Raw genomic sequence first — 25,040 nt, forward strand, 5'->3', positions numbered from 1 at the left:
CGCCGGGATGAATGACCAGGAACTCACTTACTTGACCCGTGCCATTGAGCTGGCTGAAGAAGCCCTTGATGCGGGCGATGAACCCTTTGGCAGCGTGCTGGTAAGTGCACAAGGGGATATTCTTGCCGAGGACCGTAACCGAATTGTCAGCGGTGACGTGACGCAGCATCCCGAGTTCACGCTGGCACGTTGGGCAGCACAACACATGACGCCGGAGGCGCGCGCTAAGGCAACGGTGTATACCACAGGTGAGCACTGCGCCATGTGCGCAGCCGCGCATGGTTGGGCAGGGCTTGGCCGGATCGTTTATATCAGCTCATCTGAACAGTTAGGGCGTTGGCTAGATGACTTGGGCGTCGCCCCACCGGCGGTAGCCTCCTTCCCTATTCAGCACATTGTGCCAGGGCTTGAAGTAGCAGGCCCGTTAGCAGGGTGGGATGAAAAGGTCCATGCGTTGCACCAACGGCGCCATGCGGTTTAGCTAGCAGCAACAAAAGAGCCGCCCAGGCATTCGTCCAGGCGGCTTCAGGGTTTATCTATGTTGTACAATCAGTGCTTTAAAATCGCATAAAACGCATGAATGATGCCGGGGATAAAGCCAAGCAGCGTCAGGATGGTGTTTAGCCAAAAATAGCCTTTTAGGCCAACCTCTAAAATACACCTAACGGCGGTAGGATGATGGCAAAAATCATCTTGACCGGATCCGTTGCTGTCAACGCCACAACGCCTCCTTTACTTATATGAATTGTCATCTGCGGCGTTATTTCTATCTTTAATTAACGCTTTTTTTCAACATCCTTAACTATCATTTTTTTATCAGAAAAACGGGAAAGGGAACCCATGTATAAGTTACTACCGCCATCACTACTACTTGCAAGCTGCGCTGTTACTGGCCCGCTTTGGGCACAAGCCGAGCCGGTATCTACCCAAACGCTGCCCACCGTTGAAGTGAGTGCACCCCGTTTAGCGCGTGAGCTTTATGCCACGCCTGCCGCAGTTTCTATTCTGGATCGAGACGCTATTGCTCAGGGCCAGCAGCGCGTGCGGTTGGATGAGTCGTTGGTACGCGTGCCGGGTGTGTTTGTCCAAAACCGGGATAATTTTGCCCAGGGCCAGCGTATTGCAATACGTGGCTTTGGTGCGCGTGCGCCGTTTGGTGTACGTGGTATTACGGTGATGGTTGATGGTATTCCTTATACCTTGCCCGATGGCCAAGCGCAGTTGGACGCCATTGATCTGGACAGTGCCGAGCGCATTGAGGTGATTCGTGGGCCTTCCTCGGTGCTTTATGGCAATGCCGCCGGTGGGGTGATTGATGTGACGACCGCTGACGGGCGTGATAATCCAGGTACACGGCTGCGAGTAGGGGTAGGCAGTGATGGGTATCGTAAAGCTGCCCTGCAAACCGGTGGCGCCCAAGGGGAATGGTCACACCACGTCAGTTTTTCAGCCTTGAACATGGATGGCTATCGCGATCAGAGCTCTACTGAAAAGTATTTGTTGAATGCCAAGCTACGTCGGGAGCTGGGTAGCGAGCGTGCGCTAACCGCGATTGTCAACCTGTTGGAAAACCCACGCTCGGAAGATCCCGGCGCACTCAATGCTGGCGAAGTGGCCAGCGGGCGCCATCAGGCGGCACCTAACGCATTGGCGCTTGATTCACACCAAAAAGTCGACCAGCAGCTAGTCGGTTTGCAGTATGAAGATCTGGCCGCAGGCCCGGGTGAACTCTACATTAAAGGGTTTATTGCGCGACGCGATTTTGAGCAGCAACTGCCCTACGTGGGCGACAGCCGATTAGGGTATAAGCGTGATTACATGGGCGCCAGCGCTGAATACCATCATGATATTACTCTGGGCGAGCTACCGCTGAGCTATGTCGCGGGAATTGATGTCGCGCGCCAGAGTGATGATCGCTTCCGCAATGATGTGAACGCCCAGGGCGCGGTAGGTGATCAAGTGGCGGATGAAACCCAAAAGGCCACGTCGGCGGGTGTTTTTGCTCAGGGCGATTTGGATATCGCCGAGCAGGTAACGCTTTCGTTAGGCGCGCGGTTTGACCGTGTGGATTTGGATGTGGGTGACCAGTATTTTGACGATGGCGATCAAAGCGGTGAGCGTACCTTTAATGAGTGGAGCGGCTCTGCCGGGCTTAGCTACCGCTATCGTCCTCAGCATCAGGTGTATATCAATACCGGGACCGCCTTTGAAACGCCTACGTTCGCTGAGTTTGCTAACCCGGCAGGCGGTGGCTTTAACCCATCTATTGAGCCGCAAAAGGCCTGGAACCGTGAAGTGGGTATGCGCGGGTATATTGAGCCGCTAGCGATGGATTACGACGTTGCTCTGTTCTCGGTACGTGTGCGTGATGAGCTAGTGCCTTATGACGATGGCGGGCGTACCTTCTATCAAAATGCGGGCGATACCAATCGGGACGGCCTGGAAGTAGCGCTGGGCTGGCAGCTTGCCGATCAGTGGCGGCTAGACAGTGCGTTGACGCTGGCGCGCTATGAGTTTGACCGGTTTTCCACGCCTGATGAGCGCTTTGATGGCAAGCGTATCCCCGGCTTGCCGGAGCAAACCTGGGTCAATCAGCTCACCTGGGAGAGCTCAGCGCACCGTTTTGCCACGCTTGAAACGCAGTACACGGGAGATATGGTCGCTGATAACGCTAATGAAACCGATATAGATAGCTACTGGCTGGTGAACCTTCGCGCGGGGGATGGTTGGCAACTGGGACGCGATACACGCTTAAACGCTTATGTGGGCGTGCGTAACCTGTTTGATCAGGAGCACTATGCCAACGTCCGCTTGAACGGCACCTATGGTCGTTACTATGAACCGGCACCGGGGCGCAGCGTTTACGGTGGGGTAGAGATGCGCTTCTAAGCCCGTGGTATAGGCAAAGGCTTCGGTAAGAGCCACTACACTGTAATGACAGCGGGCAGCCCAAGGGCTGCCCGCTGTGTTATGACGAGACGATGAGTAAATGCTTATTCAGGTAGCGCGTACCCGATAACGTAATCGCCCATTTTAGTTCCGAAGGTGCCGTGACCACCCGCCGTTACCACCACGTATTGACGGCCATCGGCGCCGGTATAGGTCATGGGAGTGGCTTGGCCACCGGCGGGCAAGCGTGCTTTAAAGAGTTCTTCACCCGTGGTGATGTCGTAACCACGCAGGTACTGGTCCAGCGTGCCCGACATAAAGACAACGCCGCTGGCGGTGGAGAGCGGGCCGCCTAGTGCCGGAACACCCACCGGCAAACCAATTGGCAAATCAAAGGGCATGCTGTCACGCGTAGTGCCGTTGCGGTGCTTCCACACGACCTCGGCATTTTGCAGATCAATACCCGCTACATCGCCCCAAGGCGGTGCCTGGCAGGGCAAATCAAAGATCGACAGCAGCGGCCCTAGTTCAACGGCGTACGGGGCTCCTGCATTAGGTTGTAGCCCTTGTTCGCTGGCAGAACCCTGGCCTTCTTCAACCTCATCACGAGGAATCAAACGCGAGATAAATGCCAAGTACTTGGCCCCGGTGAAGAGCGCCTGGCGCTCAGGGTCAACCGCGACGCCGCCCCAGTTCATCACCCCGACGTTGCCCGGGTAGATGATACTGCCTTCAAGCGAGGGTGGCGTGTACTGGCCTTCATAGCGCAGTGAGTTGAACTGAATACGGCACATCATTTGATCAAACGGTGATGCACCCCACATGTCGCGCTCGGTCAGCGGTGGGGGTAGCAGATTGAGTGCCGAACGAGGCTGAGTTTCTGCTGTCCAGTCGCCTTCAATGGCGCCCTGGGGCGCAGGAATTTCTTCAATCGGCACGATCGCTTCGCCGGTTTCCCGGTTAAGCACGTAAAGGCTGCCCTGCTTTGTCGGCTGAATCACCGCGGGTTGAACGCCGTCACTGGTCGCCAAATCAATCAGTACGGGTTGGGCGGGCATATCCATATCCCACAGGTCGTGATGAACGAACTGATAGACCCAGGCAACCTGGCCGGTTTCGAGTTCAAGCGCCACCAAGCCTGCGCTGTAGATTTCATCGTTTTCGGTACGGTCCGCGCCATACTGGTCGGGCGTTGCATTGCCCATTGGTAGGTACACCAGCCCCAGCGTTTCATCAACGCTAATGGGCGCCCATACGTTGGGCGAGTTGCGCGTGTAGGTTTCGTTATCGGCAAGCGGTTCTGTTTCTTCCGGGTTGCCGCTATCCCAGTTCCATACCAGCTCGCCAGTGCGCACATCAAAGGCGCGGATAACGCCTGACGGTTCATCGGTTGAGCTGTTATCCGTCACGTGGCCGCCCAAGATGACCAGGTTCTCGGTTACGGTGGCGGGGGAGGTTGAGTAGTAGCCGCCTGGGTCGAAGCTGCCGATGTTGCGGGTTAGATCAACTTCGCCGTTTACCCCAAACCCTTCACAAGGCTCTCCGGTGTCGGCATTCAGGGCGATCAAGCGGGCATCGGCGGTGGGCAGGTAGAGACGGCGCGGGCACATCACATCGGTTTGGCTAATAATTGCCGAGGGAGCATTGTCAGCATCATCTGCAGCGGTTTCGGTCAAACCACTAAGAAGGGCAACGTCGATATCAAAGGCGCTGGCATCCGCAAATAGTTCAGACGCCTGAGCGCTTGTGACACTTTCGCTAGTGCTTTGGGCGCCTGCTTCGCTCGCATCATCCGTACCGCTGTCTGCGTAGTTGGCAGCATCGTAGTACGCCAGGCCTCGGCAGGTCATGTGCGCCCAGCCCGAGAAGTCGTCGGCACCCTGGGTGCTGATTTGCGGGTCAAACTCCCAGAGGGTTTCGCCGGTTTCGGGTGAAAGCGCCATTGCGCGGCTGTGGGAGGTACAGATATACAGGCTGTCGTTAACTTTTAACGGCGTATTCTGGTTGGTAATTTCGGGAGGGGCGTCGGGGCCCGCCTGGTCACCGGTCTGAATGAGCCATACCTCTTCCAGTTGGCCGATGTTTTCAGGGGTGATTTGACTTAACGACGAGTAGTGCGTACCAGCGTTGGTGCCGCCATAGGCAGGCCAGTCGTCGCCGGCTACTTGAGCGGGGTTGACGCTCTCACTACCCGGAGTGTTGTTATTGGCAAGCGTACCACCAATGGTCGTGGGGTCATCAAATTGGCTGGCGATAGCCACCACAATAGCGGCTGCAATGCTGGCGGTCAGCGCGAGGCTTCCGCCTCGTGAACGAAGCGGCTTTCGCCACCAGGGAAGCAGCATAATGATGCCGATGAGCGCAAGAATGGCGACGCGGGGAACCAACTGCCACCAGTCCAGGCCAACTTCCCATAGTGCCCAAAGAAGCGTCGCTATTAAAACTAGCGCATAAAGCCAAAGGGCAGCGCCCCTGCGCATAGCGAGTAAAATACCGGTGGCTGTAATACCAATGCCAACGATCAAATAGTAGGCGCTTCCGCCGAGGCTAATGAGTTTGCCGCCGCCTACCGCTAACGCCAGGCCTGCAACAATAAGTAAGAGGCCTAGCAGTAAGGCAGGCCATTTCCCGCGTGCTCGCGTATTTTCATCCATGAGTGTTCCCCCTGTTTATTACGTTTGACAGCTTATTACGTTTGATAGCTGTTGATGACTAAGCTTGGTACCGGCTCCGACGGGGTTTACCCATCAAACAGGTGACTGCGCTGCGCCGAAAGTACCAGTAATGGATGTGAACTGATCAAACGGCGTTTGATAGCGCATAAAAAAGCCACGCTATAAAGATAGCGTGGCCATGGTGTGTTGCTACTATTTATTCATTCTAACACGGTGTTAGCGCTCTAGTGCCACTAGCATCTTGCCAGTATTGCCACCTTTGAACAGCTCCAAAAACGCATCCGGTGTGCTCTCCAGGCCCTCTTTAACCGTTTCCTTGTAATCAATTTTACCCGCCGTTACTTGGGGAGCCACTTCCTTGAGGAACTCAGGGTAGTGATCCCAATGGTCTGCCACAATAAATCCTTGCATCTTCGCTTTGCGTACAAGCATTTGAGACAGATTACTGGGGCCTGGCGTGGGTTTTTCGGCGTTATAACTTCCGATCATGCCGCAGACCGCAATACGAGCGCCTTCATTGAGCTGGCTTAATGCGGCTTCCAGGCAAATGCCACCCACATTTTCAAAATAAACGTCAATGCCTTCGGGGCTGGCCAGCTGTATCGCATCGCTTAACTCGTGAGCGCTGCGGTCGCGGTAGCTAACGGGCTCAACACCCAACGACTCAAGCCACGCAAGCTTATGCGCTGCACCTGCAATACCGACCACGTGACAACCCTTGGCCTTGGCAAGTTGAACCACTAGTGAGCCCACCGCACCGCTGGCAGCACTTACCAACACATTGTCGCCAGGGCGGCACTCGGCAATGCGGTTAAGGCCGGTCCAGGCAGTCATGCCAGGCATGCCCAATACCCCAAGATATGCCTGCTCGGGTACATCAGCGTTGGGTAGTGGATAAACGCCTGATGAAGAGATCTGAGCGATATCGCGCCAGCCGCCCATATGGCTAACAATATCGCCCTCTTTTAAGCGTTCATCGTTGGAGGCAATAACTTCGCCTATTGCGCCACCTTCCATCGGCTGACCCAACCTGAACGGTGCGACATACGTATGTTGCCCGCTCATGCGGCCGCGCATGTAGGGGTCCACCGAGAGCCAGCGGTTGCGAATACGCACTTCACCTGGGCTGAGATCAGGAAGTGATTGGGAGTCCAGAGTGAACAGTTCACGTTCGGGTAAGCCGTTGGGGTAATCGGATAGGGTAAAGAAATGAGACTTCATGCATAGCTCCTGTCACGTGAAAGCGTATTAACGTACTTGAAACAGATGTACTTGAAGCAGATGTACTTGAAGCATAGAGATCATTACCTTGCGCGCAAGTTCGTTTTTTTTGAAGTCATTTATGGGGTAAGCCAAGTTTTTAAAACACTAGGCAAGAACTGGAGGCAAAAAAACAGGGCGCTCAAATGAGCGCCCTGTAAGGTTCAGCGAATTACAGAAGTGATGTGTCGTTGAGCGGCTAAGGGGTACCACACACTTAGGGGGTGTGCTATCCGTTAATCCAGCAACGTTACCATGACCGGGGCTACTCCTTGGTTCAGCATGCCCAATGTGCGCGCTGCTCGTTTGGATAGATCAATAATCCGCCCTTTTACAAAGGGGCCGCGGTCATTAATCAGCACTTCTACTTCTTGCCCTGTATCAGGGCGGGTTACCAGCACTTTCGTCCCAAACGGTAAGCTAGGATGAGCAGCGGTGAGTGCCTGCTGGTCAAACGCTTCTCCGCTGGCAGTGAGTGCGCCTTGAAAGCGATCACTGTAGTAGGAAGCAACGCCTTCCTGTATATCTGTGTCGTTGGCAAACGCGCTATTTGCTGTCATGGCGATAAGCAGGACAGCTAAACAACTCGTTCGAAATAGTCGTGTAGGGGCTCCCATTGGAGTACCTCAGTTATTCGTATCGAGAGTCTCGTAAGCATCAATGAGGTGCCGGATAGGCGAAGGGATGGTAACGCGCTCTTTCAGAGTCAGCAAGCTTTAAGACGTTCGGTGCAATTGACCCCAAAGTTGCGTGTTTTTTGATGTTCCCGTTATGACCTTGCATTTCAGGGGGTTAATGGGAGATGGCGAAATATGAGTAAAGTTCTTTTGGTACATTAAAATGATACCGCTCATTGAGCATTTTACTTACCATTACGTATTATTCATCTTGCTGAACGACCCATCCTTCCGTCATTGATCAAGGACGCCCTAATGGCTAAATCTTCTCCTTTTGCGCTAATCGTGGTTGCGGTAGGGGGAGCTGTTGTCGGCTTTTTAGCTGCACAAACGCTGTCTTCCGATGCATCTTCCTCTTCCTCGGTGGCGTCTCAATCCGCCGAACAAACGCCAACCGCAGATGCACTGGTGGGGTTGGATAGCATTACGCTTGGCGAGCGACTGCGTGGGGAAATTACGGCCAGTGACCTGCTTAATGGTAATGATGGAAGCCGCTATGACCGCTACATGATGACGCTTGATGAGAGCGATCTGATTGAGTTTAGTTTGCGCGGCGCCCTGAATGGCATCGTAGCGCTTTATGATGACCAGCTTCAGCTATTGAGCGTAGCGCCTACTGCACGCCACCGTATTGAGCAAGCGGGCGATTACATGGTGGTGGTCAGCGGTGCTGATAGCAGCAGTTACGGCCCTTATACGCTGAATAGCCGAGTGGTTGAACTAAGCGATAGCACGGTATTGACCCTTGATGCTCCACTGGACAGCTGGTTGGATGGCACCTCCAGTGAGTATACGCTGACCATCGAAGAAGCTGGCATGTATCAGTTGGAAATGCGTTCCGATGAATTTGATGCGTATCTTGAGCTTAGCGGGCCAAATGGCTATTTCCGGGAGGACGACGATAGCGCGGGTAATTTGGACGCCCGAATTTCAGACTTCCTGGTGCCGGGTGACTACACAGTGACGGCGCGCACATCTTATAACGAAGGTGCTGGCCTTTTCACGCTTACTGCTGAGTCGCGCGAATTACCCGGCGATGGCGAGCTGCGCAACGACGGTAGCATTGTGCCAAATGACTCATTAAATGGTTTGTATAGCGGCCAGAATCTTAGCTATCAGGTTGAAATTGAAGAAGCAGGCATGTACCAGATTGACATGATGTCTGATGATATTGATGCTTACCTGGTGCTCGAAGGTCCTGATGGCTATTACCGTGAAAATGACGATGGCGGTGATAATCTGAATGCCCGTATTGCTGATTTTTTTGAGCCCGGTACTTATCAGTTAACGGCGCGCACTGCTTATGGCAGTGATAGCGGTTTGTTCAGGATTACCTTGGAACCGCAAGAGCTACCTGAGGGGGTCGAACTGCGTAACAGCGGTGCAATCACGCTTGGCGAAACGTTAAACGGTTGGTATACCGGTGAGTCACTGGTGTACGAGCTTGAGCTAGCCGAAAGCTCATTAGTCACCATCAATATGCGCTCCAGCGACTTTGATGCTTATCTGGAACTTGAGGGCGAAGGTGTAGCTGTTAGTGATGACGATGGTGGTGCCGGTACCGATGCGCAACTGCAACAGCAATTGCTGCCGGGCACCTATACGGTCATTGCGCGTGGCTTTAGCACGGCGAGCAGCGGTTTGTTTGAGCTTGACGTAACCGCTGAACCGGCACAAATGCAGCCCAACATGTAATTGATTACGCTATTTTAAGCTGTTGTTCCTCTCCTTGGTGGGCAAGGGCGCTTAAGTATGACTAAACTCAACTTGGCGCCCTACAAAATGCCTTACAAGGAGATAAAATATGCTTCGTTGGAAAATGAGTGTATGTCCCATCGCGGTTCTGCTGCTAAGTGGCTGCCAATCGGCTGATGCTGAAACGGCCGATATCAGTGCCCTCGCATACCAGCCATTGGATAAGCAGTATTCATCTCCTGATTGTCAGGATGAGCATTGTTCAACGGTGAAGATCTCTGCATTAACATTCCCTGATAACCCCGCATTAACAGAGCAGGTGCAAGAGCGCCTGCTTGCGCTTGCCTTGGGTATCACCGATGGCGACGACACGCCCGCTGACGACTGGGATCACTTCGCTGATGAGTTTTTTCATCGTGCTGAAGAGGACAATACCAGGCTGCCTCACCCGATGGCGAGTGAAGCACAGCTGAGTGCCAGCGTGTTTTCCCGTCAGAACGACCTTCTGGTGCTTGAGCTTGATAGCTATGTGATTTATGCAGGCCAGGCCCACGGTTTGCCATCCACGCAATTTATGGTCATTGATGAGCGTTTGGATGAGGTGGTGACTCTCGATGATATGCTCATGGCTGGCGGTCAGGAAGGCTTTGATGAAGCGTTAGCCGAGGCTCATGAGCGTTGGTTGAGTGAGCAGGATGTGGGTGAAGATTTTGCGTCCAGCTGGCCATTTACTAACAGCACCAACGTGGCACCGCTTGAAAAAGAGTGGATGGTAAAATACAACGTGTACGAAATTGCTCCCTATGTGATGGGGCAGCCTGAGTTAACGATCCCTGTTGAGGAATTAAAAGGGATAGTTGAACCTCGTTATTTAGGCCAATGATAGTTGTTAGCGCCATTGGCTTTATAAGGCAATAAAACAGTGGCTGTGGCAGGCAGGAGCACACTGGAAATACACCATCATTCTAAAGCTTCTGCTCTGCTGCCTACTATTAACAATAAAAAGGCATGGATGGCGATGAATCAATCAATGGAAGCACGCCGCTGGGTGTGTTTAGTTATCGTAAACGCGGAAGGAAAATTCTCAGCCAGCTTACCGTTGGTGGACGCTAGCTGAGATGAACGGTGATGCCGATGATGTGTTTAAGCCGAGCTGGTTGCCGGCGCTTATGGCAGGCGTGCTGCTTAGCGAGCCGCTTCTAAACGTCTTCACCGGCCAGCGTTTAAGCAGCCCACCACTACCAGTAGAGCCGCGGTGGGTAAGCGCCAATCCAGTACGCTAACGCCCGCAAGTACCAGCAAAAGGCCCGCTAAAATGGGCACGCCATAGGCAAGACTGCCAACCAGGCTTGCATGCCCCCAGCGCAGGGCTTTATCCCAGGCTACCATGGCGATTCCGTAAGGCCCTAACCCCAATGCAACACCTGCCAGCAGCGCTTCACTGCTGGGTAGAACCAGCTGGCCTTCCATCCCGATACTGGCAAGCGTTGCGATGGCGCAGGCAATCAGCAGCAGGCGAGGAAGAAGCGGCGTAATGCACACGGGTGCGGCCTGGCTTAACCATGAATAGAGTGCCCAGCAGCAGGCGGCAAGCAAGGCGAGCCCATAGCCCAGTGTTGCTCCCCCCAAGCCATTACTTAATGCCTGCGGCACGAGCAAAATGGCGGCACCTGAAAAGGCAACCAGCGCCCCGGTAATACCTGCCAAGCGTATCCGACCAAAGCGACTCCACTGGCTTAACAACACGAAAAGTACTGGCCAGGTGTAAGTGATAAGCGCAGCCTCGGCCGCAGGCGCAAGGCGCATGCCGATGAAGTAAGTGCTTACTGCGCCCAGTATCAACAACGGGATGCCTACCCAGATGCCTAACTGCCAGTTCAGGCTGCAGCGGGTGGTATTAACGCGGCGGCTTAGCGGCAGTGTGGCAAATGCGCCAGCTAATAGTGTTAAAGCTGTTAGCTGCAGGGGCGAAGAAGTGTGAGCTCGTTCAGCAAGCAAGGGGGCCACGCTCCACAGGATGACAGCCACTAACGCGGCGCCAACGCTATACCAACGAGGAAACACAATAGGGGAGTGTGTACGTTGCATGAATGATCTCCTTGCCTGGAACATATGCAATGCAGCATACTCGCCAATAACACATCACAATATCAATCTTTTATGATTGTTTTAATCAATTATGGTGATATATGCGGGCGCCAACGTTAGACCTCACGTTGCTACGTACGCTAGTAGCGATTGCCGATACCGGTAGCGTCACGGCGGCGGCTAAACGGCTGGATTACACGCAGTCCACGGTGAGTATGCAGCTTCAGCGTCTGGAGGCTCAGCTGTCGCTCAGCCTGCATGAACGCGATGGGCGACGTATCCGGTTTACACCTGACGGTGAGCGATTACTTACTCACGCTCGGCGTATTCTGGCGCTTAATGACGAAGCATGGGGCGATATGCAGGCCCAGCAGGTAACCGGGGATCTGACGCTGGGCATTCCAGAAGATTACGCATCGCTGTTGCCATCGGTATTTGCTTACTTTCACCAGCTTTATCCAGCGGTGGGGCTAAAGGTTATTTGCGGAACAAGCGCCCACTTGGTTGACCAGGTAAAAGCTGCTGAGCTTGATTTAGCTCTGGTGACGCGCCAACGTAATTCGCCCGGAGGCGATGTTATCCGCCGTGAGCCGCTGGTCTGGGCGGTGGGCGTTAACCAACAGCCGTTACTCAGCGACCCTATCCCGCTGGCGCTTTACTCGCCAGGCGCCGACGTGTTTCGGGAAGTCGCCGAGCAGGCGCTGCATGGCGCCGGGCGTAACTGGCGGGTGGCGTATACCAGCCAGTCGATGGCGGGGTTGGCACCGATTGTCATTGCCGGGCTTGCCGTTGTCGTGGTGACACGCAGCATGTTGACACCTTCACTGCGCCCGCTGGATGAAAGTAGCGGCCTGCCCGCCTTGCCCATGATCGAGCTGGCGCTGCACCGTGCGCCTCATCGGCCATCCGAGCCAGCTCGGCGCTTGGGCGAGTTGATTCGTGAACAGCTAGCGGCCCCCAGTGAGGCGCTATAAGATCAAGTGTAAAGCGTTGAATGATTAATCGACTTAATATAGCTAGACTAAACGCCATATAACGTTGCTGCCAGGAGTGCTCAATGCACGAATTGGATCACTACATTTATCCACACCGGGTGCTGCATTGGCTGGTGGCCGTCGCCGTGCTACTTGCTCTGGCCAGTGGCTTAACCATCGGAACGATAGGGTATGAACGTACGGTGGCGCTGGTAGGCAACACGTTCACTAACCTGCTTTATACCAGTCATAAAACACTGGGTTTAACGATTTTACTGCTAATGACACTGCGCATTATTACTCGCGTGGCGTTTGTCGTGCCTGACCACGACCCGCCCTTGAATGCGTTTGAGCGTATTGTCAGTACGAGCGTGCATCACCTGCTTTATTTGGCGTTGGTGATGATGCCGCTGCTGGGTTGGGTTGCGACCGCCAGCGGTGGGTATCCGGTTGAGTTTTTTCAGTGGCACCTGCCTGCGCTGATCAGTGAACGCCCAGCGCTTTCTGACCAGCTCTACACATGGCATGGACGTCTTGGCTGGGCCATTGTGGTGTTAATCGTTTTGCACGTGGCGGGAGCGTTATTTCATTGGCGGGTAAAGCGCGATAATGTCACCAAACGTATGAGCCTATTCGACTAGGTTTCAAACGACTGGGTTTCAAGCGACCAGGTTTCAAGCCCAAACCCTCGCAGGGAGCGATGATATATGGGCCTACAGATCGCTTTCATTATCGGTTTGGCCGCCGTGCATATCTTTGCCAGCAGGCTTCGAAAGCTAAGTGCTGTACCTCGCAGCGCTTGGCTTTCATTAGCAGGTGGCGTCTCGGTTGCTTATGTCTTTATTCATATATTTCCTGCCCTTCGCGATGCCCACGAAACCATTAACGCCCATGGGCTGCTGAAGGTGCTGGAGCATAATGCCTATATCGTGGCGCTCATTGGGTTGGCGGTATTTTATGGGCTTGAGCAAGCCGCGACATGCGTTTGTGGCCGGTGGTATTGTGCTTAATGTGTTGAAAGAGGAGTTGCCGGAAGACCGCCATAGCCGCTTTTGGCCTTTTGCGTTAGGCGCGCTTATTAGTACCGTGCTGCTGGTGTTTTCGTAGCGTTTTTTTAAAGTGTCCAACCGGTGCCAAGTCTTGGGTTTAGACAGGCTTTTGATCCTTGCTGGCAATATGGGTGGCCCGCCACACGGTGCTGGGTGTTGCTCCCTGCTCAAAATCTGCACAGCTATCCACGCGTGTTAACACATACGGTTCGCAGGTAATTCGTAGTTCACCCTGCTGACTGAGCGTTTGCCACGTGACGCTTACCTGGCAGGCCGAAGGCGGCTCAGTGAGCGTGACGCGACTCACGTTTAGCTCACTTACAGTGCCGTAGTCATTGAGCCAATTGAGTGCAGCTACCTGGGCACACTGCTGTACGGGCGTAAGGTCTGCGCCGCCGCGATAACAGGGTAGGTAAGGGCGATTGGCCGCTTCGGCATCCAGCAGGCGCGGCAGGTGTTCTTCACTGATTCGCCCATATTTGCGCCGCTGGGGAAATACGATAACGCTGGCGGCCAGCCGACAGCCTCCCAGGTGAGTGCTTTGCCAGACATCGAACGGATGAGCATGTTGCAGCGCCTGCTCGTTAAGCGCTTGATACGTTTTAAAGCCAAACTTGGCGCAGCACTTATCTTTTTTACCGTGAGTACAACACAGGATCAGTGAGCCCTGTAGCGATGTTGAGTACCAATGTTCAAGCGTGATGTTCTGGGTCAGCGCAGTTAGAAAGCCCAGCAGCTCATCGCGAGGCACGTCATAGATGGCCCCTTCGGGCAGCAAGAAAATCCTGTGCTGATGGGATGGTTGGTCGCGACGGTGAATAAGATTGATACGCCGCCCATTGCCCGCAATGCTATCAACCGCTTCCTGTACCGCCTCTGACATATCGCTGGCATGGCGCATGCCGCGTCCCCATTTCTTGCTAGGCCAGCTAATCAGTAAATTACGTTCGGCGTGAGCGCCGTTGCCCGCTAATGGGTCGCCTATGGCAGCACTCTCGACGCTGCAAAATAATGACGCCGCGCTCATAGCGATGCCGTGGCGGTTAACGGGTTATTAGGCAGGCGAGTAGCCGGTGTTGAGCAGTGACCAACGCTGGGTACGCAGACCAGCCGCTGACTGTAAGGATCGCGGATAACGTGAGCATTCAGATCAAAGACCTGCTTCAGGTTATTACGGGTAAACACGTCTTCAGGCTGGCCGCTGTGAACAATTTCGCCGTTACACAGCATTACCAGCCGGTCAGCATAAGCCGCCGCAAGGTTAAGGTCGTGTAAAACCACTAACAGCGTGCGGCCTTTGTCATGGGCGAGGCGCACCAGTAACTCAAGTACATCCACCTGGACTTTTAAATCCAAGAAGGTAGTGGGTTCATCCAGCAGGATCAGCTCGGTTTCCTGCGCGAGCACCATGGCAATCCAGCAGCGCTGGCGCTGACCGCCTGAAAGCGCATCAATCGAGCGGTGAGCAAAGTCGCTGATATCGGCCGTTTGCATGGCATCCTGTACGGCCCGCTCGTCTTTTGCCGACCACTGACGAAAACGGCGCTGATAGGGAAAGCGGCCCAAGCTAACAAGTTCACGAACCGTCATGCCGTCTGGTGCCGTTGGGCTTTGCGGTAAAATACCCAGTTTGCGCGCCACATCACGGGTGGCGTGCTGGTGGATATCCTGCCCATCCAGAATGACCTGGCCACGTTCAGGTATCAGCGTGCGTGCCAGAGTCTTCAGAAGGGTCGATTTGCCGCTGCCGTTAGGGCCCAATAAAGCAGTAACACGGCCTGTCTCAACCGTGAAGTCGACGTCTTTTAAGACGGGCCGGTCAGCATAGCCTGCCGTCAGGTTGATACCGCTAAGCCGCTGTTCGGGCATGGAAAATCGCCGCCTTTTAGTGATAATCATTTGTATCTATGCGCCCAAGTGTGGCATTGTCGCAAGCTTTCTGTCTACTCCAACGAGGCCCTCTTTGCCGGGGCCGGGTGGGTTATGCGCTTTTTGTACGTAATGTTAGCCCTGCTAAGCGGTTTACTGACCAACGCTGCCGTAGGCGATGAGCCCGCGCGCCGGGTGGTGCATCCGTTCGGGGAAACCCTTATCGAAGGCCAGCCTGCGCGGGTCGTGTCGCTGTATCAGGGCGCGACCGATACCGCACTGGCCTTGGGCGTTACGCCCATCGGTGTAGTGGAGTCCTGGGTCGAGCGCCCTATGTATCACTACTTGCGCGATGCGCTGCCCGAAACGGTGCGCTATTTAGGCCTTGAAACCCAGCCTGACCTTGAAGGTGTCGCTGGCCTTCGGCCTGATCTGATTATCGGTGCCGACTATCGCCATGAGCTTGTTTATCCGCTGTTATCGCGAATGGCGCCAACTGTGATTGTAAATACTGGACTTGATTTTAAAGCCCTGCTTACCCTTGTGGGGGCTGCAACCGATCGCGAAGACGCCGCGCACCAGCTACTCATCCAGTGGAATACCCGAGTGGCTGATTTTAAGCGCCAGATCTCAGCCAAGCTGGGCGATGCCTGGCCCCAGCGAGTGGCGATTGTCAGCGTGCGAGCTGATCACGTACGGCTTTATTATCACGGCTTTGCGGCCAGTATTCTTGCCGAGCTCGGGTTCAGCTTGCCTGATAAGCAGGGTAGAGACAGCTGGGGAATCAAGCTTAGCAGCCGCGAAGGCATACCCGCACTTGAGTCCGACGTCATGTTTATGTTCCTGCAGGGCGCTGAGGCGTCCGTCGCGTATACCCTGGCGCAGTGGGCGCAGCATCCTTTGTGGCAAAACCTTACCGCCGTGCGTAATGACCAGGTGTTTGAAGTCGACCCTGTAACGTGGAATATGGGCGGCGGCATTATCGCGGCCAATCATTTGCTGGATGAGCTTTACGCCCATTACCGGCTAGCTCCTTTTTATCCTGAGGAGGGCGTACGTGTTAATCACCCATAGCGCTAAGGGCTGGGGGATGCTCACAAGCGCAGCACTAATGCTGGTGGCTTTTTGGCTGAGCCTTGCGATAGGCCAGATCGAGATGGAGTGGTCCGCTGTTTTCAACGCATTGACGGCCTATCAGCCGGGCAATATTGATCATCTTATTGTGCGTACTGAGCGTTTTTCACGCACGGTGATCGCGGCGTTAGTGGGGGCAAGCCTTGCCGTGGCAGGCGCGTTAATGCAGACCTTAACCCGTAATGCGCTAGCCGCCCCGAGCGTGCTGGGCATTAACGCTGGGGCCATGCTGCTATTGGTGGTGGCAAGCACGTGGTGGGGCTTAAAGTCGCCGTTTGCCTTGGTGTGGGTGGCCTTTTTAGGTGCCGGAGGAGCGGCATTTCTGGTGTATCTATTGGGGCGTAGCCCTGGGCGAGGGCTTTCTTCGGTGCGGGTGGTTCTTGCGGGTGTGGCCATGACGGCGCTGTTTGTTTCACTCGCTCAGGGTGTGCTGATTGCCCATCAGGACCAGTTTGAAAGCCTGCTCTTTTGGTTGGCAGGCTCGGTCGCCGGGCGCGAATTAAGCGCTGTTACCCCGCTATTGCCGCTTTTTGGTGCGGCACTGCTGCTCTGCGCTTTGCTATGCCGTTCCCTGAACCTGCTGGCGCTGGATGATGACGTCGCCACTGGTCTGGGCCAGCGCACCGGTACCATTAAACTTTTAACCGGAAGCGCGGTGATCGTACTGGCCGGTGGGGCGGTGGCTATCGCCGGCATGATTGGCTTTGTAGGACTGATTGTGCCGCATATGGTGCGCGGGATTTTTGGACGTGATCATCACTGGGTATTGCCGGGCTGCGCCTTATTGGGCGCAAGCTTATTGATGTTGGCGGACACCGGCGCACGAGTGTTAATGCCCCCACAGGAAGTGCCGGTGGGCATTATGACCGCGCTGCTCGGAACCCCGTTTTTTCTCTACCTGGCTCGGCGCAGGAGCCTTGGCTTATGACCGCACAACCACGCCTTTGCGCTTTACAACACAGCGATGCGCATCAATCTCGCTGTGTGGTGGCCGTGCTTAGCGTCATACTTTTGGCAAGCCTGCTGCTCTCGGTATCACTGGGCAGTCAGCCCACGGCTTTTATGGATGTGCTGCACGGGTTGATACGCCCCCAGCACAGTGATATCCAACTGATACTTTATGAGCTGCGCCTGCCAAGGACACTGCTGGCCATCTTCGTTGGGGCAGCCCTGGCGGTGTCTGGGCTGATACTCCAGAAACTGGTGCGCAACCCCTTGGCTTCCCCGGATGTCATCGGGATCAGTAGCGGTGCATCTGTGGCGGCGGTGCTGGTGTTAACGTTGGGGGCGGGCGTGATCAGCGAGCGTTGGCTGCCGCTTGCCGCCATGGCCGGGGCGGCACTCGTTGCGCTGGGTATCGTCACGCTTGCCTGGTCGCGCGGAGTAACGCCGACACGCCTGGTGCTGATGGGAATCGGTATTGCGGCGGCCTTGGGCGCCGTTACCACGCTGTTGCTGGTCTTAAGTACCGATACCTCAGCCATGCATGCGTATATCTGGATGACCGGCAGCCTGTATGCGACGCAGTGGCCATCGGTAATAGGCATGGTGTTTTGGGTCGCTTTGGGCCTGCCACTGGCCTTCGTGATGGCGCGCCAGTTGGATGTATTATCGCTGGGGGATGAACTGGCGATTGGCCTGGGGTCACAGGTCACGATGAGTCGTTTAAAGCTATTGGGCTTAAGCGTGATCTTAACCGGGGCGGCGATTGCCTATGCGGGAGGGCTAAGCTTTATCGGCCTGATAGCACCGCACATCGCGCGGCGCCTGGTGGCTAATCGCACAACCGCATTGCTGCCGGTTACCGCGCTCATCGGCGCACTATTACTGCTGTATGCGGACTTAATCGGCCGGCTTGCGTTTTTGCCCCGCGACTTACCGGCGGGCATCTTTGTGGCTGGTATCGGGGCGCCTTTTTTAATCTATCTGCTTTATCGCTGGCAGCGTCATTAATCTTAAGCCATATAACTAATTAATCCTTGGCTATGTACCGATAGGCCGCAGATAAAAAAAGGCGACCCCCAAGAGGCCGCCAATCGATCGCTAGAAGGAATACTAGATGATAGAAAATAGTGGTTAAAAATCGACGCTATAGCCCAGCGTAAAAGTACGTCCGCGACCAGTGAAATAGTAGTCGTCACTGACGCGCGCCGCTTGGGAGTAATAGGTCAGGTACTGCCGGTCAAACATGTTTTCGATACCGAAGCTCGCTCGGCCCAAGGGTAGTTGGTAAGTGAGAGCGGCATCCACCAGGCTGTAGCCATCGAACTCAAGTTCAGGGTCGTCGACGCTGCGGTTAAAGTAATGCGTGCCTTGCAAATGGCTTGATAGCTGATTGTTCCATGCCGCCGACCAGGAAAGCTTGAGCGTGCTGGGCGCGATATTGATCCCGGTAAGCTCGGTATCGACCTGGCCATCGCCGGTAGTATCCGATTTACCCTCGGCATAGGTATAGCTGGCCTTCAGCGTATGGGCGTCGGTAACCTGCATATCGCCGCTAATCTCAACGCCACTAATTTCGGTTTTCTCCCGGCTGCCTACCCACACGCCGTTATCCTGGGTTAAACGCTCGCCGTAATCCGAGTTGGATTCGTAATAGCTAAGCTCAAGCCCATAACGTCCCCAGTCAAACCGAGCGCCGATTTCGCGGTTATCGGTAACGATAGGCTCCAGCTGTAATAGGCTATCAACAGACTGATTGGGGGTTGAAATACTGCGCAGCACGCGACCAACGTCAGGCATGCCAAAGCCTTCCGAGTAATTGGCATAGAGCTGTGCCCAATCGTTAACCTGGAAGACCAGACCCGCATTAAACAGCGTTTCATCGAAGGAGGGTTTTCCGCCTTCAACGCTCACTAAATCCTGGGTTACGTCGCTACGGTCAAGCGTTGCAAAACTATCCACATCCAGTTTTGCATGCTCATGGCGAATGCCGGTTTGCAGCAATAGCCGATCCGTCAGATCCAGGTCGGTCTGCAGGAACGCGGCAATGTTATTGAATTCGCTGTCCGGCACGTAGGTGCGGCTGGTATGGGTCAGCATCTGGCGCGTTTGATCCTGCAGTAAATCCACCCCGGTGGTGAGCGTTAAGCGGTCATCCCACAGCCCGCCCCGGCTAAGCGTGAACTTGGCGCCCAGCTTGTCTGACTCGTTGCGCGTTTGATCATACAGCGTTTCGTCAGCTTCGCCGGGGTAGGGAAACGTGGTGATGGTGTCGAACTGAGCCCGAAACTGTTGGCTGTAAAGCTGGGCATCAAGGGTATTGCCGTACCAGTCGCTATGCGAGTAAGCCGCGCTGATCGTGGTGACTTCGTTATAGCCAGGCTCGCCCAGCGGTGTACCGCGCCTCGCAGTGGTGGGGGTTCCTGCGCTACGGTCGCCCGCAACCGGCACATAGTCATTATGGCCTTCAAGCTCGAAACGATTGACCGAGAGTTCGATATGTTGATCATCGCCCAGCCAGTAGCCGACTTTCGCCAGCACGTCGTAGCTGCGTGAATTTTGCAGCTCGCCTGGGTAGGCAACGCCAATAATCTCGTTGTTACCGTCGAAGAATACGCCGCGCTCGTGGCGTGTAACCGCTGCCAGGTAATCCCAGTTGTCCTGCTGGCCGCTGAGCCGATAATCAATCTGATGACCAAAGCCTTCCGACTCGAAGCGATCATCCGTGGTTAGACGAATGCCAGCATGCTGATTGAAAGAGCCGCTCTCTGCTCGGCGGGTCACGTAGTTAATAATGCCGCCTGTTGCTCCCAAGCCATGCTCGGCACTGGCGCCGTGGATAACCTCTATACGCTCGATCATGCTCAAGTCGATGGTATAGCTGTCTCGGGCGCTGTCACGCAGTGGATTGGATTGCGGTACACCATCGATTAGAAACAGCGGGGAGCGGCCACGGAAGGTTTCTCCGGCATTGGAAAGCTTTTGGCGACTGGGCGAGTAGGATGGAATCAAATTGCTTAGCACTTGCCCTGGGTCTTGGGTGATTGCCAGCTGCTGCTCGATTTGTTCACGGGTAATGATAGTGACTTTTTGCGCCGTTTCCCCTGCGATGCTCTGGTTACGCGTCGCCGATACCACTAACTCAGCTAGTTCATGGGTAGGCGGCTCCTGAGCGGATGAGTGCGCTGGTTGAGACTGTTGAGCATTGGCCAGCGCAGGCCATAAAAGCAGCGGTAGCAAGCGAGCAGGGGTAAGTGTCGAGCGAATAAACATAGCGATTGGGCCCTTACTGGATAGCATTTTTTCGTTTTAATAAAGAGCGAATGTCAGTCTTTCAATATAATGGTAATGTTTATCATTGATATGTGTAAATGATTATGTTTTGAGTTCTGGGTAGGGGCTGAAAAATGCAAATGAAAATCACTTTGCGCATTGACTTGACGAGGTAGTCCGTCACAATTTGCTGCCTATCTTTCTGTCAGGAAGCGCTAATGGAGTTGTTGCAGGTTGTCTTTCGTCATTACCGCTGGCCATTTTTAGGTGCCATTGGTTTAAGCCTTTTAAGCGCGGGCCTCGGGGTCGGCGTCATTGCCTTTATTAATCAACGCTTGATTGAAGTTGGCAGCCCGCTTTCAGCGCTGCCCCAGTTTTTGGGTTTGCTGTTTGTGTTGCTCGTTGTGACGCTGGGGACGCAGTTAGCGATTACCCTGCTGGGTCACTACTTTGTGTATGACCTGCGCACAAGGCTTGTGAAGCGCATTCTGGACACCGATATCGAGCGGCTTGAGCAGTTGGGTAATGCCACGCTGTTGGCGAGTCTTTCAAGTGATGTGCGTAATATCACCATTGGTTTTGTGCGCCTGCCTGAGCTTGTGCAGGGTGCCGTGTTGGCGCTTGCTTCGGTCGCCTATTTGGCGTGGCTTTCACCGAAAATGGTGGTCATTACCGTGATCTGGATTGCGGCCACGATGGGGGTGGGCTGGGTGCTGATTTCGAAGGTATATCGGCACTTTAGCCTGGTACGCGAAAGCGAAGATCGTCTCTACAAAGACTACCAATCCGCCATTGAAGGGCGCAAAGAGTTAGCGCTCAACCGTGACCGGGCTCAGCACTTCTTTGATGCCACCTTCACCCGCAATGCGCGCGAGTACCGCTACCATATTATTCGCGCGGATACGTATCATCTAAGCGCGGGGAACTGGTCCAACATTATGATGCTGGGAGCCATTGGCGTGGTGTTTTTCATGGCCAACGGGCTTGGCTGGGCGACCCCTGCCGTTGCCGCTACGTTTGCATTAACGTTACTGTTCTTACGCACCCCTTTAATTCAAGCCATCGGCGCCTGGCCCACCTTGATAAGTGCACAGGTCGCGTTTGATAAGCTGGCAAGCTTGGAGCTTGCCGAGTATCAGCCGGGCTTTGCGGTTGATGACGCCTTTGCTTCCTGGCAGCGTCTTGAGCTTGTGGATGTGAGCTATCACTATCCTGGCAGTGAGCAGGGCGAAGGATTTCACGTTGGCCCCGTCAACCTGACGCTTGAGCGCGGCGAGCAGGTATTTTTGATTGGCGGTAACGGCAGCGGAAAATCCACCCTGGCGCGTTTGTTAACCGGCTTGTATCAGCCGCAAAGCGGGCATATCAAGGTGGATGGACAGACGCTCACACCGGCGCAGTGGCAAGGGTTCCGAGCGCGATTTGCCAGTGTATTTACCGACTTTCATCAGTTTGACCTAGCGATGGGACCGGACGGGAATAATGCCGACCCTGTGCTGTTGGCAACCTGGCTTGAGCGGTTACAAATGCAGCAAAAGCTGAAGTGGGACGATAATCGGGTCATTAATACCCAGCTTTCCCAAGGGCAGCGCAAGCGCTTGGCACTATTATTGGCGATTGCTGAAGAGCGGGATATTTTACTACTTGATGAGTGGGCCGCCGACCAGGACCCTCAGTTCAGGCGGTTGTTCTACCGAGAACTATTGCCGTACCTGCGTGATATGGGCAAAACGGTGTTTGCGATCAGTCACGATGATAGCTACTTCGTACATGCTGACCGTTTACTGGAAATGTCCCAAGGGCAGCTAAGTGAATTAACCGGCGCGCAGCGCGATCTGGCAAGCCAGGATGCGGTCACTCAGATTAACAGTTGATGTTAAAAATCTGAGGTTAGAAATCTGATATTAGAAATCTAAAGTTAGACAGCCGTTAGGTGGCCCGCTTGCGGGCCACTCGGTCACACCCTTCCAGCGGGCAATTGCTGCACACGCTGAATTCATCAAGTAAATAGCGCAGGCAGCAAAGCTTGCGCACTTGCTTCACCTCATCACTGCCCTTGGGCGTATACGTGCGTACTGGCTCAAAGAGCGGATTGCGCTGGCCATCAATATGGCGTGATTCCAACAGCGCTCGGGCAGCGCTAAGCGCCGCTTGGTTCACTTCCGGGTGTTCGGCAAGTACCTTCACATAGTAATCCAGATAGCCACCGGCGTTGCTCCAGAACACGCGGGGGGCTGCGCCTGAAATGGCGGACAAGCGTTCAATAAGTGGCGCCCAGTGCTGGGTAATTAATTTGGCAAAACGTTCGCTGGAATCCTGAGCGTCCATCAACGCGCCTTCATGAGGTAGCCAAAGCTGCGCTGTACAGCCTTCATCATTCAAAATGACGTGTGCGTCATCCAGCTCTACCGGTAGATCACGGTTAAGAAGCAGGTGAGAGGCGAGGGTAGGCACTGTAAGTGCGCTGAAATGCCACTTCGACCACAGCGACGTAATGGCGCGCTTGTCGCCACCCGGGTAGCGAGCAGCGTAGCGCTCCAGGTCCTGTTCCAGCAGTGCTGTATTGCGCCAGCGCGAAGCCTTTATTGCACCGACCGGTGGCGTGCCGCCAATCAAGGGCGGGGTAAACAGCACAAGCGCGCCCTGATAGCAGTCAGCGAGCGAGGGCAAGGTACGGTTCAGGGCTAGCGGTGGCATAACAAAACTCCCGACATGAACTTGTAAAAGTTCAAGCACACTCGCGCAAACAGTAATGGTAACGATGTGGCATTAGCGCAGGTTGAAAGTGAAGGAGTCAGCTTAATCGATAATGCTTATCAGTTGAAGTGTTAGTTGCGAATCAGTGCGTTTTACAAAAACGCACTTATTGAGCGACCGCGATATTATGCTCGCCGTTAGGATGTTTCATGACCTGCATGGGCAACCCATAAATAGCTTCCAGGGTGCTGTTACTCATCATGTCACTTGGCCTGCCGTGAGCGAGCAAGCGGCCGCTGTGCAGGGCCATCAATTCATCGCAGTAGCGCGAGGCCATATTAATATCGTGCAGAACGATAATAACCCCCAGACCGAGCTCATCGCAGAGCTTGCGAATGAGCGCGAGGACTTCCACCTGGTGAGCAATATCCAGCGCGGCCAGCGGCTCATCAAGCAGCAAAAAGCGGCTACCTTGTGCCAATAGCATGGCAAGCCAGACGCGTTGGCGTTCACCTCCAGAAAGCGTATCGACCAAGCGGTCGGCAAACGCTTCGGTATGGGTGAGCGTGATGGCTCGGTCAATCGCGTCTTTATCTTTCTGGTTATGGCGACCCAGTAGGCCGTGCCACGGGTAGCGGCCAAAAGCGACCAATTCGCGACCGGTTAAATTTTCGGCGCTGGGTAAGTGCTGGGGAAGATAGGCCACCTGGCGCGCAAACTCCCGGTTGCCCCAGGCACTTAGCGAGCGTTGATCAAAATGGATCTCGCCCTGACTTACCGGCTGCTGCTGGGCCAGCAGCTTGATCAGGGTCGATTTTCCCGAGCCGTTATGACCAATCAGGCCGTAGACCTTGCCTTGCTGAAAGGTATGCTCAATGGGCTGTAAAAGGGGCTTGCCGTTGATCGCAAAGGTAGCGCCTTTGACCTCGAACATGGAGAACTCCTGGCCGTCAGAAGGTGATTACGAAAAACCGATTGTATCGTGAATGGTTATCATTTAGTAGCGCTGGTCCAGCGCTTCACGAAAGCGGCTGTCTAATCACGAAGGGGCCCCGCCATACGGGAAAGCACGCCATCTTTGAGCCCGATGGGGTGAATAAGCGCCATTATCACGTGCCCAACCACCAGTGCTAAAAGCAGCCAGGCGAGCGGACTATGTAGTGCGTTGGCCGTCGCTATCATCCATGGGATTTCGCGCTCGGCTGCGCTGAAAAGCGGTAGGCCATAAATATCCAGCGCACCGCCTCTGCCGTACTGGCGCAAGATGGCAAGCGTTGGTAGCGCGATCAGCAGCGCATACAAAGTGACATGCACGCCATGCGCTAGCGCGCCACTTATCCCAAGCGCATACGAAGGACGCTGCTGACGATTTAGCCATGCCCAGCCCGCACGCAGTAACGTCATCACTAAAAGTATAACGCCCAACGAGCCGTGAGGGCCGACGCTTGATAGCAGCAAGGTGAGGGGCGTTTCGCCAAACCCGCGCCACGCCAGCACAACGCTGAACTGAAGCAATACGATAGCGGCCGTTAACCAGTGCAGAGTGCGGCTTATGATGCCGTAGCGCGTAGCGCTGTCCCGCCAGAAGAAGGAGGGGTTTGTTAAAGCAGCAGGGGAGGTTATGTCGGCCATTATTATCTTTCTCGATTCAATAACTGTTTTGATGGTGCGCTGTTACAGCCCTGCAGAGCGGCACTAACGAGGGCATCAATTGTAGTGCTAATCGTTATCATTTAAAATCACGCGCTTATATTCACCCATGACTGATTAAAAAGCCAAGGCGCTTAAATGACCGTGCTGCCTATCGCGTCCACCACA

The 25,040-nt window shown here is 54.6% G+C and carries 21 protein-coding genes and 1 pseudogene; 11 read left to right on the top strand and 11 right to left on the bottom strand.

Annotated elements, in window-relative coordinates; all coding sequences use genetic code 11:
* Positions 1–7: 7 nt before the first annotated feature.
* Entirely contained in the window at positions 8–481 is a 474-nt protein-coding gene (locus tag CZ787_RS08605) for a nucleoside deaminase (RefSeq protein ID WP_087108178.1), read from the top strand.
* A 68-nt stretch (positions 482–549) separates the two neighbouring features.
* On the opposite strand, the pseudogene CZ787_RS08610 reads toward CZ787_RS08605, so the two are convergent.
* Positions 550–692 (bottom strand): annotated as a pseudogene (locus CZ787_RS08610) (YqaE/Pmp3 family membrane protein).
* A 148-nt stretch (positions 693–840) separates the two neighbouring features.
* Here CZ787_RS08610 and CZ787_RS08615 point away from each other — a divergent pair.
* Positions 841–2,889 carry a TonB-dependent receptor family protein gene (locus tag CZ787_RS08615; RefSeq protein ID WP_087108180.1) on the top strand — a complete coding sequence of 683 codons (2,049 nt, stop codon included), beginning with the start codon at positions 841–843 and terminating at the stop codon, positions 2,887–2,889.
* Between the two features lie 104 nt (positions 2,890–2,993).
* Here the strand turns inward: CZ787_RS08615 and CZ787_RS08620 are convergent, their stop codons facing one another.
* The 3 genes from CZ787_RS08620 to CZ787_RS08630 all read right to left on the bottom strand — a co-directional run bounded on the left by CZ787_RS08620 (position 2,994) and on the right by CZ787_RS08630 (position 7,384).
* Positions 2,994–5,543, bottom strand: a complete 2,550-nt coding sequence (locus tag CZ787_RS08620) for a glucose/quinate/shikimate family membrane-bound PQQ-dependent dehydrogenase (protein WP_087108182.1) — start codon at positions 5,541–5,543, stop codon at positions 2,994–2,996.
* Positions 5,544–5,780: 237 nt separating this feature from the next.
* Complete coding sequence (locus CZ787_RS08625) at positions 5,781–6,785, bottom strand: NADP-dependent oxidoreductase (RefSeq protein ID WP_087108184.1); 1,005 nt, start codon at positions 6,783–6,785, stop codon at positions 5,781–5,783.
* A 275-nt stretch (positions 6,786–7,060) separates the two neighbouring features.
* On the bottom strand, positions 7,061–7,384 hold the full coding sequence (locus CZ787_RS08630; protein ID WP_412767824.1) for a septal ring lytic transglycosylase RlpA family protein: 324 nt from the start codon (positions 7,382–7,384) through the stop codon (positions 7,061–7,063).
* Positions 7,385–7,756: 372 nt separating this feature from the next.
* On the opposite strand from CZ787_RS08630, the gene CZ787_RS08635 reads away from it, so the two are divergent.
* Positions 7,757–9,196, top strand: a complete 1,440-nt coding sequence (locus tag CZ787_RS08635) for a hypothetical protein (RefSeq protein WP_087108188.1) — start codon at positions 7,757–7,759, stop codon at positions 9,194–9,196.
* A 109-nt stretch (positions 9,197–9,305) separates the two neighbouring features.
* A complete protein-coding gene (locus CZ787_RS08640; RefSeq protein WP_087108190.1) occupies positions 9,306–10,079 on the top strand; it encodes an RsiV family protein in 774 nt (257 codons plus the stop codon).
* Positions 10,080–10,405: 326 nt separating this feature from the next.
* On the opposite strand, the gene CZ787_RS08645 is transcribed toward CZ787_RS08640, so the two are convergent.
* The gene (locus tag CZ787_RS08645; RefSeq protein ID WP_087108192.1) at positions 10,406–11,284 is read right to left on the bottom strand and encodes a DMT family transporter; all 879 of its coding nucleotides are present in this window, start codon (positions 11,282–11,284) and stop codon (positions 10,406–10,408) included.
* Positions 11,285–11,385: 101 nt separating this feature from the next.
* Between CZ787_RS08645 and CZ787_RS08650 the strand changes: the two genes are divergently transcribed.
* From CZ787_RS08650 to CZ787_RS08660, 3 genes are all read left to right on the top strand, one after another.
* Complete coding sequence (locus CZ787_RS08650; protein ID WP_087108193.1) at positions 11,386–12,258, top strand: LysR substrate-binding domain-containing protein; 873 nt, start codon at positions 11,386–11,388, stop codon at positions 12,256–12,258.
* An 83-nt stretch (positions 12,259–12,341) separates the two neighbouring features.
* Positions 12,342–12,899: a cytochrome b gene (locus CZ787_RS08655; protein WP_087108196.1), complete on the top strand. Its 558-nt coding sequence runs from the start codon at positions 12,342–12,344 to the stop codon at positions 12,897–12,899.
* Between the two features lie 66 nt (positions 12,900–12,965).
* Positions 12,966–13,268, top strand: coding sequence for a hypothetical protein (locus CZ787_RS08660; RefSeq protein ID WP_225733688.1), 303 nt, complete (start codon positions 12,966–12,968; stop codon positions 13,266–13,268).
* A gap of 136 nt (positions 13,269–13,404) precedes the next feature.
* Here CZ787_RS08660 and CZ787_RS08665 read toward each other — a convergent pair whose 3' ends face one another.
* Both CZ787_RS08665 and CZ787_RS08670 read right to left on the bottom strand, forming a co-directional pair.
* On the bottom strand, positions 13,405–14,334 hold the full coding sequence (locus CZ787_RS08665; RefSeq protein WP_087108198.1) for a sucrase ferredoxin: 930 nt from the start codon (positions 14,332–14,334) through the stop codon (positions 13,405–13,407).
* Positions 14,331–15,176, bottom strand: a complete 846-nt coding sequence (locus tag CZ787_RS08670; RefSeq protein ID WP_087108200.1) for an ABC transporter ATP-binding protein — start codon at positions 15,174–15,176, stop codon at positions 14,331–14,333. Before CZ787_RS08670 ends, CZ787_RS08665 begins: the two co-directional genes overlap by 4 nt.
* A gap of 114 nt (positions 15,177–15,290) precedes the next feature.
* On the opposite strand from CZ787_RS08670, the gene CZ787_RS08675 reads away from it, so the two are divergent.
* Genes CZ787_RS08675 through CZ787_RS08685 form a run of 3 tightly spaced genes read left to right on the top strand, consistent with a single transcriptional unit; the run spans position 15,291 to position 18,263 of the window.
* Positions 15,291–16,250, top strand: a complete 960-nt coding sequence (locus CZ787_RS08675; RefSeq protein ID WP_087108202.1) for an ABC transporter substrate-binding protein — start codon at positions 15,291–15,293, stop codon at positions 16,248–16,250.
* A complete protein-coding gene (locus CZ787_RS08680) occupies positions 16,234–17,238 on the top strand; it encodes a FecCD family ABC transporter permease (protein ID WP_087108204.1) in 1,005 nt (334 codons plus the stop codon). Before CZ787_RS08675 ends, CZ787_RS08680 begins: the two co-directional genes overlap by 17 nt.
* On the top strand, positions 17,235–18,263 hold the full coding sequence (locus CZ787_RS08685) for a FecCD family ABC transporter permease (protein ID WP_087108206.1): 1,029 nt from the start codon (positions 17,235–17,237) through the stop codon (positions 18,261–18,263). Before CZ787_RS08680 ends, CZ787_RS08685 begins: the two co-directional genes overlap by 4 nt.
* Before the next feature lie 123 nt (positions 18,264–18,386).
* Here the strand turns inward: CZ787_RS08685 and CZ787_RS08690 are convergent, their stop codons facing one another.
* Entirely contained in the window at positions 18,387–20,525 is a 2,139-nt protein-coding gene (locus CZ787_RS08690; RefSeq protein ID WP_087108208.1) for a TonB-dependent receptor, read from the bottom strand.
* 218 nt (positions 20,526–20,743) lie between these two features.
* Between CZ787_RS08690 and CZ787_RS08695 the strand changes: the two genes are divergently transcribed.
* On the top strand, positions 20,744–22,399 hold the full coding sequence (locus CZ787_RS08695) for a multidrug ABC transporter permease/ATP-binding protein (RefSeq protein WP_087108210.1): 1,656 nt from the start codon (positions 20,744–20,746) through the stop codon (positions 22,397–22,399).
* Positions 22,400–22,454: 55 nt separating this feature from the next.
* Here CZ787_RS08695 and fhuF read toward each other — a convergent pair whose 3' ends face one another.
* From fhuF to CZ787_RS08710, 3 genes are all read right to left on the bottom strand, one after another.
* Positions 22,455–23,222, bottom strand: coding sequence for a siderophore-iron reductase FhuF (gene fhuF / locus CZ787_RS08700; protein WP_087108212.1), 768 nt, complete (start codon positions 23,220–23,222; stop codon positions 22,455–22,457).
* A 166-nt stretch (positions 23,223–23,388) separates the two neighbouring features.
* Positions 23,389–24,156, bottom strand: coding sequence for an ATP-binding cassette domain-containing protein (locus tag CZ787_RS08705; protein WP_087108214.1), 768 nt, complete (start codon positions 24,154–24,156; stop codon positions 23,389–23,391).
* A gap of 101 nt (positions 24,157–24,257) precedes the next feature.
* Positions 24,258–24,854, bottom strand: coding sequence for a cytochrome b (locus tag CZ787_RS08710; RefSeq protein WP_087108216.1), 597 nt, complete (start codon positions 24,852–24,854; stop codon positions 24,258–24,260).
* Positions 24,855–25,040 lie beyond the last annotated feature (186 nt).

This window comes from Halomonas citrativorans (assembly GCF_900163645.1).
In the GTDB taxonomy this organism is placed as follows: Bacteria; Pseudomonadota; Gammaproteobacteria; order Pseudomonadales; family Halomonadaceae; genus Vreelandella; species Vreelandella citrativorans.

What these genes read in the sequence shown, in the direction of transcription:
- CZ787_RS08625 (WP_087108184.1), bottom strand. Translation starts at nt 6,785, where the DNA reads ATGAAGTCTCATTTCTTTACCCTATCCGATTACCCCAACGGCTTACCC.
- CZ787_RS08630 (WP_412767824.1), bottom strand. Translation starts at nt 7,384, where the DNA reads ATGACAGCAAATAGCGCGTTTGCCAACGACACAGATATACAGGAAGGC.
- CZ787_RS08690 (WP_087108208.1), bottom strand. Translation starts at nt 20,525, where the DNA reads ATGTTTATTCGCTCGACACTTACCCCTGCTCGCTTGCTACCGCTGCTT.
- CZ787_RS08655 (WP_087108196.1), top strand. Translation starts at nt 12,342, where the DNA reads ATGCACGAATTGGATCACTACATTTATCCACACCGGGTGCTGCATTGG.
- CZ787_RS08665 (WP_087108198.1), bottom strand. Translation starts at nt 14,334, where the DNA reads ATGAGCGCGGCGTCATTATTTTGCAGCGTCGAGAGTGCTGCCATAGGC.
- CZ787_RS08645 (WP_087108192.1), bottom strand. Translation starts at nt 11,284, where the DNA reads ATGCAACGTACACACTCCCCTATTGTGTTTCCTCGTTGGTATAGCGTT.
- CZ787_RS08650 (WP_087108193.1), top strand. Translation starts at nt 11,386, where the DNA reads ATGCGGGCGCCAACGTTAGACCTCACGTTGCTACGTACGCTAGTAGCG.
- CZ787_RS08660 (WP_225733688.1), top strand. Translation starts at nt 12,966, where the DNA reads ATGGGCCTACAGATCGCTTTCATTATCGGTTTGGCCGCCGTGCATATC.
- CZ787_RS08710 (WP_087108216.1), bottom strand. Translation starts at nt 24,854, where the DNA reads ATGGCCGACATAACCTCCCCTGCTGCTTTAACAAACCCCTCCTTCTTC.
- CZ787_RS08615 (WP_087108180.1), top strand. Translation starts at nt 841, where the DNA reads ATGTATAAGTTACTACCGCCATCACTACTACTTGCAAGCTGCGCTGTT.
- CZ787_RS08620 (WP_087108182.1), bottom strand. Translation starts at nt 5,543, where the DNA reads ATGGATGAAAATACGCGAGCACGCGGGAAATGGCCTGCCTTACTGCTA.
- CZ787_RS08670 (WP_087108200.1), bottom strand. Translation starts at nt 15,176, where the DNA reads ATGCCCGAACAGCGGCTTAGCGGTATCAACCTGACGGCAGGCTATGCT.
- CZ787_RS08605 (WP_087108178.1), top strand. Translation starts at nt 8, where the DNA reads ATGAATGACCAGGAACTCACTTACTTGACCCGTGCCATTGAGCTGGCT.
- CZ787_RS08635 (WP_087108188.1), top strand. Translation starts at nt 7,757, where the DNA reads ATGGCTAAATCTTCTCCTTTTGCGCTAATCGTGGTTGCGGTAGGGGGA.
- CZ787_RS08695 (WP_087108210.1), top strand. Translation starts at nt 20,744, where the DNA reads ATGGAGTTGTTGCAGGTTGTCTTTCGTCATTACCGCTGGCCATTTTTA.
- CZ787_RS08705 (WP_087108214.1), bottom strand. Translation starts at nt 24,156, where the DNA reads ATGTTCGAGGTCAAAGGCGCTACCTTTGCGATCAACGGCAAGCCCCTT.
- fhuF (WP_087108212.1), bottom strand. Translation starts at nt 23,222, where the DNA reads ATGCCACCGCTAGCCCTGAACCGTACCTTGCCCTCGCTCGCTGACTGC.
- CZ787_RS08685 (WP_087108206.1), top strand. Translation starts at nt 17,235, where the DNA reads ATGACCGCACAACCACGCCTTTGCGCTTTACAACACAGCGATGCGCAT.
- CZ787_RS08675 (WP_087108202.1), top strand. Translation starts at nt 15,291, where the DNA reads ATGCGCTTTTTGTACGTAATGTTAGCCCTGCTAAGCGGTTTACTGACC.
- CZ787_RS08640 (WP_087108190.1), top strand. Translation starts at nt 9,306, where the DNA reads ATGCTTCGTTGGAAAATGAGTGTATGTCCCATCGCGGTTCTGCTGCTA.